11 protein-coding genes and 1 pseudogene are annotated in these 16,657 nt (G+C 73.4%); 4 read left to right on the top strand and 8 right to left on the bottom strand.

The genetic code is table 11. From position 1 onward, the window contains the following. Positions 1-136: 136 nt before the first annotated feature. From FHS22_RS16690 to FHS22_RS39620, 7 genes and pseudogenes are all read right to left on the bottom strand, one after another. The gene (locus FHS22_RS16690) at positions 137-1,786 is read right to left on the bottom strand and encodes a prenyltransferase/squalene oxidase repeat-containing protein (protein ID WP_338047779.1); all 1,650 of its coding nucleotides are present in this window, start codon (positions 1,784-1,786) and stop codon (positions 137-139) included. After that, positions 1,783-2,667, bottom strand: a complete 885-nt coding sequence (locus FHS22_RS16685; RefSeq protein ID WP_184942672.1) for a terpene synthase family protein — start codon at positions 2,665-2,667, stop codon at positions 1,783-1,785. Before FHS22_RS16685 ends, FHS22_RS16690 begins: the two co-directional genes overlap by 4 nt. Further along, positions 2,664-4,064 carry a cytochrome P450 gene (locus FHS22_RS16680; RefSeq protein WP_184942670.1) on the bottom strand — a complete coding sequence of 467 codons (1,401 nt, stop codon included), beginning with the start codon at positions 4,062-4,064 and terminating at the stop codon, positions 2,664-2,666. Before FHS22_RS16680 ends, FHS22_RS16685 begins: the two co-directional genes overlap by 4 nt. A 325-nt stretch (positions 4,065-4,389) precedes the next feature. Further along, positions 4,390-5,361, bottom strand: coding sequence for a methylmalonyl Co-A mutase-associated GTPase MeaB (gene meaB / locus FHS22_RS16675; protein WP_184942668.1), 972 nt, complete (start codon positions 5,359-5,361; stop codon positions 4,390-4,392). Positions 5,362-5,367: 6 nt separating this feature from the next. Next, entirely contained in the window at positions 5,368-7,575 is a 2,208-nt protein-coding gene (gene scpA, locus FHS22_RS16670) for a methylmalonyl-CoA mutase (RefSeq protein ID WP_184942666.1), read from the bottom strand. 76 nt (positions 7,576-7,651) lie between these two features. Beyond that, positions 7,652-9,586: a methylmalonyl-CoA mutase family protein gene (locus FHS22_RS16665; protein WP_184942665.1), complete on the bottom strand. Its 1,935-nt coding sequence runs from the start codon at positions 9,584-9,586 to the stop codon at positions 7,652-7,654. Positions 9,587-10,143: 557 nt separating this feature from the next. Next, positions 10,144-10,326, bottom strand: a pseudogene (locus tag FHS22_RS39620) (TetR family transcriptional regulator); the annotation flags it as partial. 151 nt (positions 10,327-10,477) lie between these two features. Here FHS22_RS39620 and FHS22_RS16655 point away from each other — a divergent pair. From FHS22_RS16655 to FHS22_RS16640, 4 genes are read left to right on the top strand one after another with little or no spacing between them, the layout of a single operon-like run. After that, positions 10,478-12,112, top strand: a complete 1,635-nt coding sequence (locus FHS22_RS16655) for an ABC transporter substrate-binding protein (RefSeq protein WP_184942661.1) — start codon at positions 10,478-10,480, stop codon at positions 12,110-12,112. Continuing rightward, positions 12,094-13,044: an ABC transporter permease subunit gene (locus FHS22_RS16650; protein ID WP_184942659.1), complete on the top strand. Its 951-nt coding sequence runs from the start codon at positions 12,094-12,096 to the stop codon at positions 13,042-13,044. Before FHS22_RS16655 ends, FHS22_RS16650 begins: the two co-directional genes overlap by 19 nt. After that, positions 13,037-15,013 carry a dipeptide/oligopeptide/nickel ABC transporter permease/ATP-binding protein gene (locus FHS22_RS37350; protein WP_184942657.1) on the top strand — a complete coding sequence of 659 codons (1,977 nt, stop codon included), beginning with the start codon at positions 13,037-13,039 and terminating at the stop codon, positions 15,011-15,013. The genes FHS22_RS16650 and FHS22_RS37350 overlap by 8 nt, the downstream gene beginning before the upstream one ends. Next, positions 15,003-16,004 (top strand): ABC transporter ATP-binding protein, encoded by a 1,002-nt coding sequence (locus FHS22_RS16640; protein WP_184942655.1) that lies wholly within the window; start codon positions 15,003-15,005, stop codon positions 16,002-16,004. The genes FHS22_RS37350 and FHS22_RS16640 overlap by 11 nt, the downstream gene beginning before the upstream one ends. Here the strand turns inward: FHS22_RS16640 and FHS22_RS39270 are convergent. Next, on the bottom strand, positions 15,997-16,524 hold the full coding sequence (locus FHS22_RS39270; protein ID WP_338047778.1) for a peptidoglycan recognition protein family protein: 528 nt from the start codon (positions 16,522-16,524) through the stop codon (positions 15,997-15,999). The two genes, FHS22_RS16640 and FHS22_RS39270, sit on opposite strands and share 8 nt — an antisense overlap. Between the last annotated feature and the right edge of the window lie 133 nt (positions 16,525-16,657).

The following is a 16,657-nucleotide window of genomic DNA, read 5'->3' as shown; positions in this document are numbered from 1 at the left end:
CATATCTCCTGAGCTAACAAGACATCGCGATCACACTCGCCGAACCCTAGCAATGTCAGTAAACAGCCTCAAGCGGAACCGACCAGATACACACTTCTGTCCTATTTATGAATTTAATGCGGTTTTTCTGGGCCGGTCACCCTGCCGTAACGGACAGAGCGCGCCGCGCCAGATGAATCGCTCCCAGAATGGCCGCCCGCACGATCGCCACCGGCAGGTACAGGTCCTTGTCGACCCAGAGCGGCGGCGGCGCCCCGCCCGCCCTCAGGTCCAGCAACCGGCGGTACCCCCGGTCCACGGCCTCCATCCACCGCCCCTCGCGCGGGGCTCCGGCCAGCAGCAGAGTCTGCAGCGCGTAGGCGGTCTCCTCCGCGGTGCCCTCCCAGCGGCCCCACGACCCGTCCGGGCGCCGGGTGCCGAGCACCCAGTCCACGGCGGCCGCCACCGCGCCGGCGGACTCCTCGCCGCCGAACTCGTGCAGCGCGATCGCGCAGCAGGCGGTGGCGTAGTACGGCGAGGCGTGCCAGCGGTCCGTCCAGCTCCCGTCCCGGCCCTGGCGGTCGCGGAGCCAGGCCGCCAGCCCGGCCACGACGGCCGTGTGGCGGGGTTCCCCTCCGCACCTGCGCACGTACTCGCCGAAGGCGTCGAGCACGTGCGCGTTGGTCGTCAGGGACGTCCCCTCCTCTCCGCGCCAGGTGCAGAAGTGGGTCTCCGTCTCGAACCGCCACAGCCCTTCCGGCTCGCGCGCCTCGCCGAGCAGCGCCAGGGCGTACAGCGCGACGGAGGTGGTGTCGGCGTCGGCGGGCAGCCCCGGCCCGGTGGCGAGTCCGTCCGGGCCGAGCCCGTCCCGCAGGCTCGCGACCAGTTCCTCCGGCACCTCCACGGGAACGCCGGCGCGCCGCAGCCAGCTCAGCGTCCAGCCGCGCTCGAACACGGTGATGGGCAGGGTGCACGGCACCGGCCCCCCGCCGGCGGCCGCGACCGCCTCCAGGTAGCGCCGGACGGCCTCCTCCTGCCCGGCGGGCCGGGCCGGGCCGTACGGCGCGCCCTCCCCGTCCGGTCCGGGGTCCCGCCCCGCGCCCTTCCCCGGCCCCCGAGGTACGGCCAGCCAGGCCGCGCTCGCGGCGGGCGAGGCGCCCAGGGCCGCCATCCCGCCGGGCATCGGCGCGGGGGCGATCCCGCAGGCGGCCACCGCCTCCGGTCCCGCGACCTCCAGGGCGTGCACCAGCTTCTGCGGGACCTCCGCGCCGGAGGCGAGCCACGCCCTGACGGCCGCCAGCTTCGCGCCCCCCATGCCCGCGGGCGGCTCCGGCCGCAGCGCGCCCAGCCGGAGGTCGCCCGCGCCCGGAACCCCCCGGTCGAGGTGCGCGCCTATCCGGGCGACCAGGGAGGGCACGATGAGCTCGATCGCCGGCAGGTCCGGCAGGTCACCCGCCGGAACCGGCCTGTCCCGCACGGCCTCCAGCCCCCGGGCGGCGACCTTGGCCAGGAGGCCGGGATCGGCGCAGGGGCTCTCGCGCCGGAGCTCGGCCAGGAGCGCCTCGACCGCGCTCAGCGTCGCCCCGAGGCCGTAGCCGCCGGGCGGCCCCCAGCTCCCGTCCGCCCGCTGGGCGGCGACCAGGAAATCGACCCGGGCGGCGTGCCCGGACAACCACGGGGCCAGGCTCACCACCCGGCCGGTCTCGTACGGCGAGGCGGACACCTGCCCCCAGGGCTCGGCCAGCAGCCCGGCGACCAGCTCCCCCGCCTCGGCGGCCACGTCCGGATCCGGCGGCCCGGCGCTCACAGCGTCCCCCAGTAGTCGCCCACCCGGTAGAACCCGGCGCAGAAGTCCATCTGCCGCTCCATGTAGCGGGCCAGCTCCGGGTGCCCGCCGTACAGCGGGGCGAGCAGTTCCCGGCTCCGGGCGGCGAGCTCGGCGACCTGCCGCTCGACCCCGGCGCGGTCCGTGCCGAGCGCCAGGGCGTTGAGGTCGCCCCAGGCGAGGTCGCGCTCGTAGGTGCCCAGGTCGTTGAGGAGGCGGATGACCCGCTGCACGGCCCGGCCCGCCTCGCGCAGCCGTTCGACGTCCGCGACCTCCCCGCCGTCCGCGGTGTGGATCCAGTGGGCGGCGAACACGAAGGAGAAGCCGAGGTTGTCGGCGTTGCCGAGGTACTCCTCGAACGCCGGCACGGCCTTCTCGCTCTTCCAGCGCCACTCCGTGAGCATCCCGTCCAGCATGCGCTCCAGCTCGTCGCGCCAGACCGGCCCGAGCACGGCGAAGGCCGGCGAGGAGGCGAGCTCGTCCCGGATGCCGGCGAGCATGCGGGTGAGGTCGTCCCCGTCGGCCGCCGGGGCGCCCGCGGCCACGTCCAGGCACCGCCGGGCGATGTCCTCCACCTCCGTCTCCGAAGTGGCGACGTAGTCGACGAGCCAGTCCAGTCCGAACGCCCAGAGGGTGGTCTTGTTCGCCATCCGCAGCCGCTCCGCGGTGAGCCACGGCCCGCTGAACGCCATGGCGAGCGAGAGCGTGCTGTACAGCGCCGCGTCGAACGGCTTGGCGGAGAAAAGCCCCGGGTACTCCCGCGCCCACTCGGACATGTCCCGCTGGGCCCGCCCGGCCCCCGCGCAGACCGCTCCGCTCTCCGTCGCCGCCGGCCAGGAGCCGGCATCGGACCGTGCCGTCATGAGGGGACCACGCTCCGGTCGCGTCCGGCGAAGGAGACGCCCAGCTCGATCCTGCCCTTGGGCCGCAGCGAGGCGGCCCACGCGACGGTGAAGGGCCCCGGGGTGCGCACCGAGATGCGGTACCGGCTGAGGATGGCGGCGACCACGAGCGGCGCCTCCACGTAGAACAGGTGCTCGCCCAGGCACTTGTGCGGGCCGCCGCCGAAGGGGAAGTAGGAGTACCTGTGCCTGCGCTCCCCGTCCGGACCCTTGTCGGAGGCGAACCGCTCGGGGTCGAACTCGTTCGGGCGGTCCCAGAACTCCTCCAGCCGCTGCGTGGCGTAGGAGCTGATCAGCACCGTCGCCCCGGCCTTGATCCGCACGCCGCCGATCTCCGCGTCCTCCATGACCTGCCGGGGCAGGAGCCAGCCCGACGGGTACAGGCGCAGGCTCTCCAGCAGGACCATGCGGGTGTAGGCGAGCCGCGGGACGTGCTCGGGACGGGCCGGCCCGTCCCCCACGACCTCGTCGATCTCCGCCTGGAGCCGGGCCGCGACGTCCGGGTGCTCCTCCAGGATCAGCCAGAGCCAGGTGAGGATCATCGCGGTGGTCTCCGACGACGCGGCGTACACGCTGACCAGGGCGTCGCGGATCTGCTTGGCGGTGAGCGGCCGGCCGTCGGGGTTGGTGGAGCGGCAGAGCACGGAGATGACGTCGAGGCCGTCGTCGGGGTTCGCCATCGCCCTCTCGACCACGGGGAAGACCACGTCGTCGATCTGCTTGACGCCCCGCAGGCAGGCCCGGTCGCGGGGCACCCGGATGAAGTAGGGCATGAACGGCATGAGGAACCGGTAGACGAGCGAGTGGGAGACCAGGTCGAAGGCCGGGACGATGCGCTCCGCGTCCTCCCTGCTCAGCTTGTCCCCGAACAGCACCCTGTTGACGATGTAGGTGAGGATGCCGGACATCTCGGCGGTGGCGTCGATGCTCCGCCCCGCCCGGGCGTGCTCGTCCCACTCCTCGATGCGCCCGGCGACCCGGGCCGACACCTCCTCGGCGATCGTGGCGATGTAGCGGGTGGTGAACAGGGGCTGCAGGATGTCCCTGCTGGTGCGCCAGGGCTCGCCGTCGCCCATGATGCTGTGCCCGAACAACCGCTCCAGCGGCCGCCAGAACATCCCCACCCGCTGGTAGTTCGTCCACTCCAGGCGCATCACCTGCTGGACGTGGTCGGGGTGGGTCACCAGGTAGGGGCGGAACGGCCCCAGTTCCAGCCGGACGACCTCCCCGCCGGCCTCCTGGGCGAACTCCAGGAGGGCCTCCGCAGGGTCCTCCGTCAGCCTCCGCAGCGCCCTGCGGATCGGAACGGACCTCACCCGCCGTGCGGTCCCGGCCCCTGCGCCGATCGAAATCGCCATGCCTCTCCCACCTCGCACGACGTGACCGCGCGCAGCGTGAGACACCGTCCGCGCGGTCGCGCGGACGGTTCAGCACGTCCAGAGCCGGGATGCCTCGCCGTGCCCCGGCCTCTCTCGGGGACACCGGCCGGCGGTCCTCCGAGACGCCCTCGGGCCTCGCCGTTCACCTCGCCGGGCGCTATTCACCGAAAGCGCGTCACATCACATTTGCAGTTCTCCGGACGGAGTATCACACAGTCCATGATCGGTGATCAAGTTCGCATCAACCATGAATCGTGTCCAGCTTCGGACAAATACCACCGTTAACCGCGGGTTAACGCGGCCGTCAGCCGTCCCGGGTGAAGGCCGCGAGGATGCGGTCGGCGGCCAGGGCCGGGGTCAGCGTGCCGTCCAGGACCTCGCGCTCCGCCTCCCCCGCGACGGCGATCACGCCCGGGTGCTCGTGCAGCCTCCGGAGCAGGCGGTCGGTGACCATGGCCCAGGTCCAGCCGACCTGCTGGCGCCTGCGCCTGGCGGCCAGCTCGCCGGAGGCCTCCAGCGCGTCCCGGTGCGCGGCGACCTGCCGCCACAGCTCCTCCAGGCCCGTGCCCGCCAACCCGCTGCACGTCAGGACCGGCACCGCCCGCTCGGAGCGGAGCAACCGCAGCGCCCCGGCCAGTTCCCGGGCGGCCCGGCGGGCGTCCGCCTCGTGCGGGCCGTCGGCCTTGTTGACCGCGATCACGTCCGCCAGCTCCAGCACGCCCTTCTTGATGCCCTGGAGCTGGTCCCCGGTCCTGGCCAGCGCGAGCAGCAGGAAGGTGTCCACCATGTCCGCGACGGCCGTCTCCGACTGGCCGACGCCCACGGTCTCCACGATCACCACGTCGTATCCCGCCGCCTCGACCACCACCATGGCCTCACGGGTCGCCTTGGCGACCCCGCCCAGCGTCCCCGAGGTCGGCGAGGGCCGGATGAAGGCGTCGTCGTCGGCCGCCAGCCGGGCCATCCGGGTCTTGTCGCCCAGCACGCTGCCGCCCGTCCGGGTGGACGACGGGTCCACGGCGAGCACCGCCACCCGGTGGCCCCGGCCGGTCAGGTGGGTGCCGAGCGCGTCGATGAACGTGGACTTTCCGACGCCGGGCACGCCGGAGACGCCCACCCTTCGGGCGTTCCCGGCGAGCGGGGTCAGCTCGACCAGCAGCCGCTGCGCCAGCTCCCGGTGGTCGGCCCTGGTGGACTCCACCAGGGTGACGGCCCTGCCGAGCCAGCGCCTCGACCCGGACCGCACCCCCTCGACGTACTCCTCAAGGGCTCTCACGGCACCTCACGAGGCGTGGCCGAGCCGGGCCGACAGGTCCCCCAGCAGGTCGAGGGCGGCCTCGGCGATCACGGTGCCCGGCGGGAAGACCGCGGACGCCCCGGCCGCGCGCAGCTCGGCGACGTCGCCGGGCGGGATGACGCCGCCGACGACGATCATGATGTCGTCGGCGTCCAGCTCCGCCAGCGCCCGCCTCAGCGCGGGCACCAGGGTCAGGTGCCCGGCCGCCAGCGAGGAGACGCCGACCACGTGCACGTCGGCCTCGACCGCCTGGCGGGCGACCTCCTCGGGCGTCTGGAACAGCGGGCCGACGTCGACGTCGAAGCCGAGGTCGGCGAAGGCGGTGGCGATCACCTTCTGCCCCCGGTCGTGACCGTCCTGGCCCATCTTGGCGACCAGGATGCGCGGGCGCCGGCCCTCGGCCTTCTCGAACTCCGCGCACGCCGTACGGACTCCGTCCACGCCGGACCCCGCCTCCTCCCGGTACACCCCGGAGATCGTGCGGATCTGCCCGGCGTGCCGCCCGAAGACCTTCTCCAGCGCGTCGGAGATCTCGCCGACCGTGGCCTTCGCGCGGGCCGCGTCCACCGCCAGCGCGAGCAGGTTCTGCTCCAGGCCTGGCGCCCGGGTGCCGTTCACCGCGGCACCGGCGGCCCCGGTAAGGGCGGCCAGCGCCTCCTCCACCGCGCGCGGGTCGCGCTCGGCGCGCAGCCTCCGCAGCTTCTCCAGCTGGCTGGCCCGCACGGCGGTGTTGTCGACCTTGAGCACCTCGATCGGCTCGTCGGCGTCCGGCCGGTACTTGTTGACGCCGATGACCGGCTGCCGCCCGGAGTCGATGCGCGCCTGGGTGCGGGCGGCGGCCTCCTCGATGCGGAGCTTGGGCAGCCCGGCGTCGATCGCCTTCGCCATGCCCCCGGCGGCCTCGACCTCCTGGATGTGACCCCACGCCCGCTCCGCCAGCTCGTGCGTGAGCCGCTCCACGTAGTAGGAGCCGCCCCACGGGTCGATCACCCGGCAGGTGCCCGACTCCTGCTGGAGCAGGAGCTGGGTGTTGCGGGCGATGCGCGCGGAGAAGTCGCTCGGCAGGGCCAGCGCCTCGTCCAGGGCGTTGGTGTGCAGCGACTGGGTGTGGCCCTGGGTGGCGGCCATCGCCTCCACGCAGGTCCGCACGACGTTGTTGAACACGTCCTGCGCGGTCAGCGACCAGCCGGAGGTCTGCGAGTGGGTGCGCAGCGACAGCGACCTGGGGTCCTTCGCGCCGAAGCCCGCCACCAGCCGGGACCAGAGCAGGCGGGCGGCCCGCAGCTTGGCGACCTCCATGAAGAAGTTCATGCCGATGCACCAGAAGAACGACAGGCGCGGCGCGAACCGGTCGACGTCCAGCCCGGTCTCCACGCCCGCCCGCAGGTACTCCACGCCGTCGGCGAGGGTGTAGGCGAGCTCCAGGTCGCAGGTGGCCCCGGCCTCCTGGATGTGGTAGCCGGAGATCGAGATCGAGTTGAACTTCGGCATCCTCTCGCTGGTGTAGGCGAAGATGTCGGAGATGATCCGCATCGACGGTCCCGGCGGGTAGATGTAGGTGTTGCGGACCATGAACTCCTTGAGGATGTCGTTCTGGATGGTCCCGGCCAGCTGCTCCGGTTCCACCCCCTGCTCCTCGGCGGCCACGATGTAGAGCGCGAGCACCGGGAGCACCGCGCCGTTCATGGTCATCGACACGCTCATCCGGTCGAGGGGGATCCCGTCGAACAGCTGCCGCATGTCGTAGATCGAGTCGATCGCCACGCCCGCCATGCCGACGTCGCCGGCCACCCGGGGGTGGTCGGAGTCGTAGCCGCGGTGGGTGGCCAGGTCGAAGGCGACCGACAGGCCCTTCTGCCCGGCGGCCAGGTTGCGCCGGTAGAAGGCGTTGGACTCCTCGGCGGTGGAGAACCCGGCGTACTGCCGGATGGTCCACGGCTGGTTGACGTACATCGTCGGGTACGGCCCGCGCACGTACGGCACCGCGCCCGGGTAGGTGTGCGGGAACTCCAGGCCGGCGGTGTCGGCGGCCGTGTAGAGCGGTTTGACCCCGATCCCCTCGGGCGTCTCCCAGAGCAGCTCGTCCGGGGCCCGCCCGGTCTCCTCCCGCACGGCCCGCGCCCACCGGTCCGGACCGTCCGGCGCGGCCTGCGCCCGGCCGCCCAGCTCGATCCCCGAGAAGTCCGGAATCATCGGGTCACCCCCTGGTCTCGCACAGTCCCGCCGGACCGCGTGCCCGCCATGCCGCCTCCCGTCCGTCGATGGGATCTCACCGGGTCACCCCCAGGTCGCCGAAGGTCGTGCGGAGCACGGCCAGGACGTCGCATCCGGCGAAGAGGACGCCGTCCACGCCTTCGTAGGACCCCTTCCCCGCCAGCCAGACCTTCCGCGCCCCGGCTTTCCTGAGCGCCGCGGCCACGGCCTCGGCGTGCTCGCCGTACAACCGGTCGCTGGAGCACAGGCAGGCCACCGGCGTGCCGGCGGCGGCGAAGGCGGCGGCGATCCGGTCCGGGTCGGTCTCGGGCCCGCCGGGGACGGTGGCCAGCCCGCCGGCCTGGAACAGGTTGGCCGCGAACGAGGCCCGGGCCGTGTGCGCGGCCACCGGGCCGATCGTGGCCAGGAAGACGCTCGGGCGCTCGTCCCGGGCGTCGGCCAGGTCGCGCAGCGCCTCGAACTCCCGGGCGTAGGTGATCCGGGGCAGGCCGGTCCGCCCCGGCTCCGGCTCCGCGCCCGCTGCCACTGCCGCCTCCGCTCCCGGCTCCGTGCCCGCCGCTCCCGGCCCGGGCGCCCGCACCGGGAGCCGCTCGGCGAGGTTCGGGAACTCGCTGACCCCGGTGATCGGGTCGCGGCGGCGGGCGATGTTCGCCGACCGCCGCTCCCTCGTGGCGGCCAGCCGCTCCGCGACCAGCCCGGAGTCCAGGGCCGCGGCCATGCCGCCCGCCCGCTCGATCCCGCGGAACCACTCCCACGCCGCGGCCGCCAGGTCCTCGGTGAGCCGCTCGACGTAGAAGGAGCCGCCCGCCGGGTCGGTCACCCGGGCCACCCCGGCCTCCTCGACCAGCAGGGAGTGGGTGTTGCGCGCGATGCGCCGGGCGAAGGCGTCGGGCAGGCCGAGCCGGGCGTCGAACGGCTGGACGGTCACCGCGTCGGCGCCGCCCGCCCCGGCCGCGAAGCAGGCCAGGGTGGTGCGGAGCATGTTCACCCACGGGTCGCGGGCCGTCATCATGGCCGAGCCGGTCACCGCGTGCTGCACCTGCCCGCCCGCCGCCCGCCGCGGTCCGGGCCCGGCGGGATCCGCCCGGCCGGGGGCGGGCTCCCCCCCGCCGGCCCCGCACACCTCGGCGACCCGGGCCCAGAGTCTGCGCGCCGCGCGGAGCTTGGCGATGGTGAGGAACTGGTCGGCGGTGGCGGCGTAGCGGAACTCGAGCTGCCCGAACGCCTGCTCCGCGGTGAGCCCGGCCTCCGTCAGCGCCCGCAGGCAGGCGACGCCGGCCGCGATCGAGCAGCCGAGCTCCTCGGCGTCGCTCCCGCCCGCGTCGTGGTACGGCGTCGCGTCCACGGCCACCGCGCGCAGGCCGGGGAAGTCCGCCGCGCACCTGCGGGCCAGCTCCGCGGCCGCCGAGGGGTCGGCGAGCGGGTCGGCGCCCAGGTTCCCGGTGAGGGCGCGCACCCCGCGCTCGGCGGCGAGCGCGAACAGGGTCTCCGCCGCCTCGCGGGTCCGCTCCCCCGCGTCCAGCACGACCGAGACCAGCTCCAGGTGGACCCGGTCGAGCGCCCGCGGCAGGTCCTCCGGCGCCAGGGCGAGCCAGAGCGAGGTGACGCCGTTCTCCAGGTCGGCGAGGACGGCCTCGGAGTCGGCCGTCTCGTGGCGCTGCCGTACCTCCCAGCCTCCGGTCACCGGGCGGGAGCCGCGCGTGTAGGGGGCGAGCCCGGGCAGGCCGGGATCGCCGGGGAGGTCGGAGAGGTCGTAGAGCGGCGCGACGGTCACGCCGTCGTAGGTCGCCGAGGCCAGCGCCTCCTCCGGGGAGGCGGCCTCCACCCCCGACTTGCGCAGCACCCCGAGCGCCAGTTCCCGCCACCGCTCGCGCGTGGCCGGCGGGAACGGCGGGGACGCCGGGGACACAGGGGATGCCGGGGACACAGGGGATGCCGGCGGCACCGGGGATGCAGCGGCCGGTCGAAGCTCCTCAGGCGGCACGGTCATGCACCGGATAGTAGGCGCACCGTCTCCAGAACATTCCTACGGGGTCCCGCCGGACGGATGTCCGGCCGGCCGCCGTCTCGGCAGGCGGTCTACTCCGTCTCGGAGAGCGGGCGGCGGGGCGGGCGGAGCAGCCACAGGTACCCCTTCGAGAAGGCGACGAGGACGTCCACCACCTCCTCCAGGTCCGGGTAGCGCCCCTCCAGGTGGCCGACGGCCATCGCGTTGGTCAGCGCGTTGATCCCGTCGGCGATCATCTCGAGGCGGCGCCGGTCGCGCTCGGTCCCGGTCGGGAACCCCATGGCCGCCAGGTCGGCCGCCAGGTGCGCCCGATAGGCGGCCGAGGACTCGACCGCGAAGTCCTGCAGCGGCGAGGACGGGTCGTGCCGGGCCCGCAGGCCGATCCGGAACAGCTCCGGATGGCGGCGGATGGCCTCCAGCGGGATGCGGAAGGTGTCGCGGTGCCGCTCGCCGTCGTCCGGCGTCTCGTGCGCCCTGCGCCGGGCCTCGCGCATCGTCGCCCGCAGCCGCTCGCCCGCCTGGTCGCCGAGGGCCCGCAGCAGGTCCTGCCGGTCCTTGAAGTGCACGTAGAAACTCGACTGGGCGATCCCCGCCGCCCTGGCGACCTTGACGGTGGTCAGCCCGGCCTCGCCCTCCTCGTCGAGGATGGCGAACGCGGCGCGGATCAGCCGGCGCCTCGTCAGGTCCTTGGCCTCGCTGCGGCTCAGCGGCGTGCCGGTCACGGCCACCTCATTCCATGTTCGCCGATAACTCTACTCTCACGATCTCCGCCATGGCCGGTGCGAACAACTTCACCGAAGGCCTTGTGCGATTTTTCACCGATAGTACTATCGGTGAAATTGCTCTCGGGGGGATTACCGGGAGGAGAGGCGCGTGAGGCGCTTAAAGATCTTGACCGTCGTGTTCACCTCACTGATGCTGGCCGCGTGCAGCGGACCGCGCCCCACCGGCGAGACCACGTCACCGGACGCCGGGGCGGCCGCCCCGGCAGGAAGCCCCGTCGCCGGCGGGCGGCTCGTCTACGCGCTCAGCGCCGACGCCGCCGGATTCAACCCCGTGACCGACCAGTTCGCGGCCCAGAGCTACAGCATGACCGGGACGATCATCGAGGCCCTCGTCGGAGTGGACGCCGAGGGCGGTTGGAAGCCCGTGCTGGCCGAGTCGCTGACCCCCAACGCGGACTCCGACGAGTGGACCGTCAAGGTGCGTCCCGGGATCGCCTTCTCCAACGGGGAACCGCTGAACGCCGAGATCGTCAAGGCCAACCTCGACGCGCAGAAGGCCTCCCCGCTCACCGCGGCGGTGTTCGCGCCCCTCAAATCCGTCGACGTCGTGGACCCGATGACGGTGAAGGTCACGCTGAACAACCCCTGGGTGGCCTTCCCCTACTACCTCACCACGCAGACCGGGATGATCGTCCCCAAGTCGTCGCTCGCCGACCCGAAGGCCGCCAGCCGCACGCCGGTGGGCACCGGGCCGTTCCTGTTCAAGGAGTACGTGCCCGGCAGCCGGATGGTGGTGACGAAGAACCCGAACTACTGGCGCAAGGGCCTGCCGTACCTCGACGAGGTCGAGTTCCGGATCCTGCCCGACAGCCAGACCCGGGCGCAGACCCTGGAGGCCGGCGGCGTCGACGTGATCGGCACCTCCCGGGACGAGGACATCGCCAAGTTCGGCGCCCTCAAGGACGCCTACACCGTCGGCCGGTCCGCGGGGATGGCGGTGCCGGAGTACATGTTCATGCTCAACACCGCGGTGGCGCCCCTGGACGACCTGCGGGTCCGCCGGGCGCTCGCCCACGCCACCGACCGCAGGACGGTCATCTCCACGCTCCGCGGCGGGCTGACCGATGAGGCCGACGGCCCCTGGTCGAAGGAGTCCAAGTGGTACGCCCCCGGGGGCGACTACCCCGCCTACGACCCGGCCAAGGCCACCGAGCTGATCAAGCAGGTCGAGGCCGAGAAGGGGCCGGTCGCGTTCGAGATCGTCTCGCCGCCCGACCCCAACACCATGCAGGGCATCGAGCTCGCCCAGGACATGTGGCGCAAGGCCGGCGTGGACGTGACGATCAAGCAGGTGGACCAGGCCGACCTGATCAACCGGGCGGTGACGGGCGACTTCCAGGCGACCGTCTGGACGCAGTTCTCCGCCCAGGACCCCGACGGCGAGTACATCTGGCTGCACCAGAACTACGCCCAGCCGGTCGGCGCCGTCTCCCTCAACTTCAGCCGCATCAAGGACGCCGAGCTCAGCAACGCCCTCGACAGCGGCCGGAGCAACCCCCAGGAGGACGTCCGCAAGCAGGCCTACGCCACCGTCCAGCAGCGGCTGCGCGAGCTGGTGCCGTTCGTCTTCGTCGACCACCTCAACACCGGCGCCGTGATCGCCAAGACGAAGGTCCGGGGCATCGGGCAGCACGTCCTGCCCGACGGCTCCAAGGGGCTGCCGCTGACCGGGTCACCGGTGCCCTACCACCCCTTCGCCCACCTGTGGCTCAGCCAGTCGTGATCGCCCTGCGGCTGGTCCGCCTCCTGCTCGTGCTGCTCGTGGTGACCTTCCTGTCCTTCCTCCTGCTCAACCTGCTGCCGGGCGACCCGACCACGCAGATCCTGGGCCTGTCGGCGAGCGAGGAGGCCCGCGAGCAGCTCCGCCGGGAGCTGGGCCTGGACGACCCCCTGTTCACCCGCTACCTCGCCTGGCTCGGCGAGCTGGTCACCGGCGACCTCGGCACCTCCTACACCACGAGCGTGCCGGTCACCGAGGCCCTGGCCGAACGGCTCCCGGTCACGCTGGAGCTGCTGGTCGCCGCCCAGCTGGTCGCGCTGGGCCTGGCCCTGCCGATCGGCGTGGCGGCGGCCCGCCGGGCGGGCCGGCCGCTGGACCAGGCGCTGACCGCGCTCAGCTTCGGGCTGCTGTCCACCCCGGTCTTCGTGCTGGGCGTGCTGCTGATCCTGGTGTTCGCCGTGAAATGGCAGGTGCTGCCCGCCACCGGCTGGACGCCGATCTCGCTGGACCTCGGCTGGAACCTGACCTCGGTGCTGCTGCCCGCGATCACCCTGGGCTGCGCGCAGACGGCCGTCTACGCCCGGCTGCTCCGCACCGACCTGATCGCCACCCTGCAGGAGGACTACATCACGCTGGCCCGCGCCCGGGGCCTGTCGCCCCGCCGCATCCTGTGGCGGCACGCGCTGCGGCCCTCCGCCATCTCGCTGGTCACCGCCGTCGGCCTGAACCTCGGGGCGCTGATCGGCGGAGCGGTGATCATCGAGACGCTCTTCGGGCTGCCCGGCGTGGGCCGGCTCATCGTGGACTCCATCTTCGCCCGGGACTATCTGACAGTGCAGGGAGGCGTGGTGCTGATCTCGGTCGGCTACGTGCTCGTCAACTTCGCGGTGGATCTCGTCTACGTCGCGGTCGACCCCAGGATCCGGCGTGCGTAGGCGGCTGGGCTGGGGTTTCTGGCTCGCGCTGGGCTGGATCACGCTGGTTCTCGCCGCGGCGGCCGCGGCCGACCTGCTCCCGCTGCCGCGCTACGACGAGACGCTGGCCGGGCCGCCCCAGTCCGGTCCCGGCCCGGGCCACCCGTTCGGCACCGACGGGCTCGGCCGGGACGTGCTGAGCCGGGTCGTGTACGGCGCCCGCGTCTCACTCGGCGTCGGCGTCGGCGCGGTCCTGCTCGGCGTGCTGATCGGCGCGCCCCTCGGCGTCCTGGCCGGGTACCGCAGGCGGGCCGTGGACGCGGTCATCATGGGCGTCAACGACATCGCGCTCGCCTTCCCCGCGCTGGTGTTCGCGCTGGCCGTGGTGGCGTTCGCAGGGGCGAGCCTGCTCAACGTGCTCATCGTGCTGGGCGTGCTCGGCGTCCCGGCCTGGGTCCGGCTGGTGCGCGGCGCGACGATGGTCTTCTCCGAGCGGGAGTTCGTCTCCGCCGCGCGGCTGCTCGGCGCCCGGGACCGGACCGTCCTGTGGCGCGAGATCGTGCCCAACGTCTCGCTCCCGGTCGCCTCCTACGCCTTCATCGGCATGGCCGTGGCCATCGTGGCCGAGGGCAGCCTGGCCTTCCTGGGCCTGTCGGTCCAGGCGCCCACCCCCACCTGGGGCGGGATGATCAACGAGGGCCGGCCGCTGATGGAGACCGCGCCGCACGTGGTCCTCCTCCCCTCCTTCGTCATGTTCCTGACCGTCCTGGCCTTCAACCTGCTCGGCGACCGGCTGCGGGCCCTGACCGACGTGCGGCAGAGCGGCCTGGAGCCGGTACGGCGCCGCCGGGCCGAGCGGCTGCCCGCCCGGCCGCACCACGTCGAGGAGGACGTCCTCCTCCAGGCCGCCGACCTGCGCACGCACTTCACCACCGCCCGCGGCACCGTCCGGGCCGTGGACGGCGTCTCCTTCACCCTGGAACGCGGCCGGACCCTGGCCGTCGTGGGCGAGTCCGGCTCCGGCAAGTCCATGCTGATCCGCTCCGTCCTCGGCCTGGCCCCGGAGAGCGGGACGCTGCGCGGCGGGCACGTCTACCTGGACGGGCAGGACCTGACCGAGCTGGACGACCAGCAGATGCGGCGGCTGCTGGGGACGCGGCTCGCCGCCGTCTTCCAGGACCCGATGACGGCCCTGAACCCGGTCCGGACGATCGGCGCCCAGGTCGCCGAGCCGCTCATGGTCCACCTGGGCATGAAGCGCAGGGCGGCCCGGGCGCGCGCCGCGGAGCTGCTGGCCTCGGTCGGCATCCCCGAGCCCGCGCGGACGCTGCGCCGCTACCCGCACCAGCTCTCCGGCGGCATGCGGCAGCGGGTGACGATCGCGATGGCCCTGTCGTGCGGCCCGGACGTGCTGTTCGCCGACGAGCCCACCACCGCGCTCGACGTCACCGTCCAGGACCAGGTGCTCCGGCTCATCCGGCGGCAGCGCGAGGAGCGGCACATGGCCGTGGTCCTGGTCAGCCACGACCTGTCGGTGGTGGCCGAGTGGGCCGACGAGGTCATCGTGATGTACGCGGGCAAGGTCGTCGAGCGGGGCCCCGCGGCCACGCTGTTCGAGCGGACCCGCATGCCGTACACCGAGGCGCTGCTGGCGGCGGTGCCGAAGCTGACCGACCCCGCCCACCACCCGCTCCGCCTGCTGCCCGGCCGCCCGCCCGACCTGGCGAACCCGCCGTCCGGGTGCGCCTTCCACCCCCGCTGCCCCTACGCGCGGGAGCGGTGCTCGGCGGAGGAGCCGCCCCTGTTCCAGGCGGAGGCCCCCGACCACCTCTACGCCTGCTGGTACCCCGTGGGGACCGGGGCGGGAGCCGTCGAGACATCCGGCGTATCCGGGATGTCCGGGGCGGCCGAGGTGCTCAGGGCGACCGAGGCGGCCGGAGCGGAAGAGACGACCGACACGATCGAAGGAGCAGACAGCCGTGGCCGGTAGCGGGAACGCCCATCTCCGTCCCGCCGACGAGGTGGTGCTCCGGGTGGAGGACCTGGTCGTGGAGTTCCCCGCCGGAGGCGGCCGGAGCGTGCACGCGGTCTCCGGGGTGAGCTTCGACGTGGCCCGGGGGGAGACGCTCGGCATCGTGGGCGAGTCCGGATGCGGCAAGTCCACGACGGCGCGGGCGCTGATGCAGATGCCGCCGCCGCGGGCAGGCTCGGTCCGGCTGGACGGCGTGGAGCTGACCGCCCTGCGCGGGGAGGCCCTGCGCAGGACCCGCCGGCGGCTCCAGATGGTCTTCCAGGACCCGATCTCGTCGCTCAACCCCCGGCGGCGGGTCCGCGACATCGTCGCCGAGGGGCCCCGCGTCTGGGGCACGGGCGCGGACCTGGTCGACGAGATGCTCACGGCGGTCGGGCTGGACCCGGCCACCGCCGCCGCGCGTCGACCGCACGAGTTCTCCGGCGGGCAGTGCCAGCGCGTCTCCATCGCGCGGGCGCTGGTGCTCGAACCCGAGGTCGTGATCTGCGACGAGCCGGTCTCCGCGCTGGACGTCTCGGTGCAGGCGCAGATCCTCGCCCTGCTGGAGGAGCTCAAGGAGCGCTACCGGCTGACGCTGGTGTTCATCGCCCACGACCTGGCCGTGGTCAAGAACGTCAGCGACCGCATCCTGGTGATGTACCTCGGCAAGGTCTGCGAGCTGGCCTCCGGCGAGGCCCTGGTCGGGCGGCCCGCCCACCCCTACACCCGGGCGCTGCTGGCCTCGATCCCGCGCGGCGGACTCGGGCTGCCGCCCGCCGACCGGCTGATCAGCGGGGAGCCGCCCTCGCCGGTGACACCGCCCAGCGGGTGCCGCTTCCGCACCCGCTGCCCGGCCGCCACGCCGCTGTGCGCGGCCGAGGAGCCGGTGATGCGGCGGATCGGCGCGGACCACTGGGTGGCCTGCCACCACCCGCACGGCAGGGGGAGCAACGGCGGGGAGGTCAGGTGACCGGCTCCTGCCAGGCCGCGTTCCAGGTCGCGCGGTTGACCGCTCCGGTCACGGCCAGGTCCTTCTCCTGCTGGAACCCCCGGCAGACCTCGCGGGACCGCTCGCCGTAGAGGCCGTCGACGTCGATGTCCCAGCCGCGCTCGCTCATCTGCCGCTGCCAGGTCCGCACGTCCTCGCCGACCATGACCGGCGGGTACTTGAGCGTGCGGCCGGGGAAGGAGGGGTGCGGGTCGGGCGGGTCGGGGGCGCCGCCGGGACGCGGGGCGCCGCGCCGCACCCATGCGTAGAGCCGGTCCCCGGGGCAGGAGGTCGCGTAGCCGTCCCGGTGGCCCTTGATCTCGCGGCCCGCGCCGCCCCGCGCGCGGAGGTACTCGACCGCGTCGAGGACGGCGTTCAGGATCTCGTCGGTCGGCTGGACCAGCCCGGAGGAGCCGACCAGGGCGAGCACGGCGTAGTGGCCGCCGTTGAGCCCGGCGCCGTTGGCGGCGGGAAGGCGCTTGGGGCCTCTCCCTTCGAACACCTTTCTATGTGGACATGCCACCATTGAGTAACCTATGTCCATCCATCCGTTTCCATCCATATGCTGATTTTGGATGGATTTCATCAGGGTCACACACCTCGCGTGATCATTGACGATTCCCGGATCGACGCGC

The organism is Thiemannella venezuelensis, from assembly GCF_014203605.1.
Taxonomy (GTDB): Bacteria; Actinomycetota; Actinomycetes; order Streptosporangiales; family Streptosporangiaceae; genus Planomonospora_A; species Planomonospora_A venezuelensis.
The sequence above is the reverse complement of the archived record's forward strand: the minus strand, read 5'-3'. Positions and strand labels throughout refer to the sequence as shown.

Excerpts from the sequence above, each read along its gene's own strand:
- FHS22_RS16665 (WP_184942665.1), bottom strand. The coding sequence starts at position 9,586 with ATGACCGTGCCGCCTGAGGAGCTTCGACCGGCCGCTGCATCCCCGGTG.
- scpA (WP_184942666.1), bottom strand. The coding sequence starts at position 7,575 with ATGATTCCGGACTTCTCGGGGATCGAGCTGGGCGGCCGGGCGCAGGCC.
- FHS22_RS16685 (WP_184942672.1), bottom strand. The coding sequence starts at position 2,667 with ATGACGGCACGGTCCGATGCCGGCTCCTGGCCGGCGGCGACGGAGAGC.
- FHS22_RS16680 (WP_184942670.1), bottom strand. The coding sequence starts at position 4,064 with ATGGCGATTTCGATCGGCGCAGGGGCCGGGACCGCACGGCGGGTGAGG.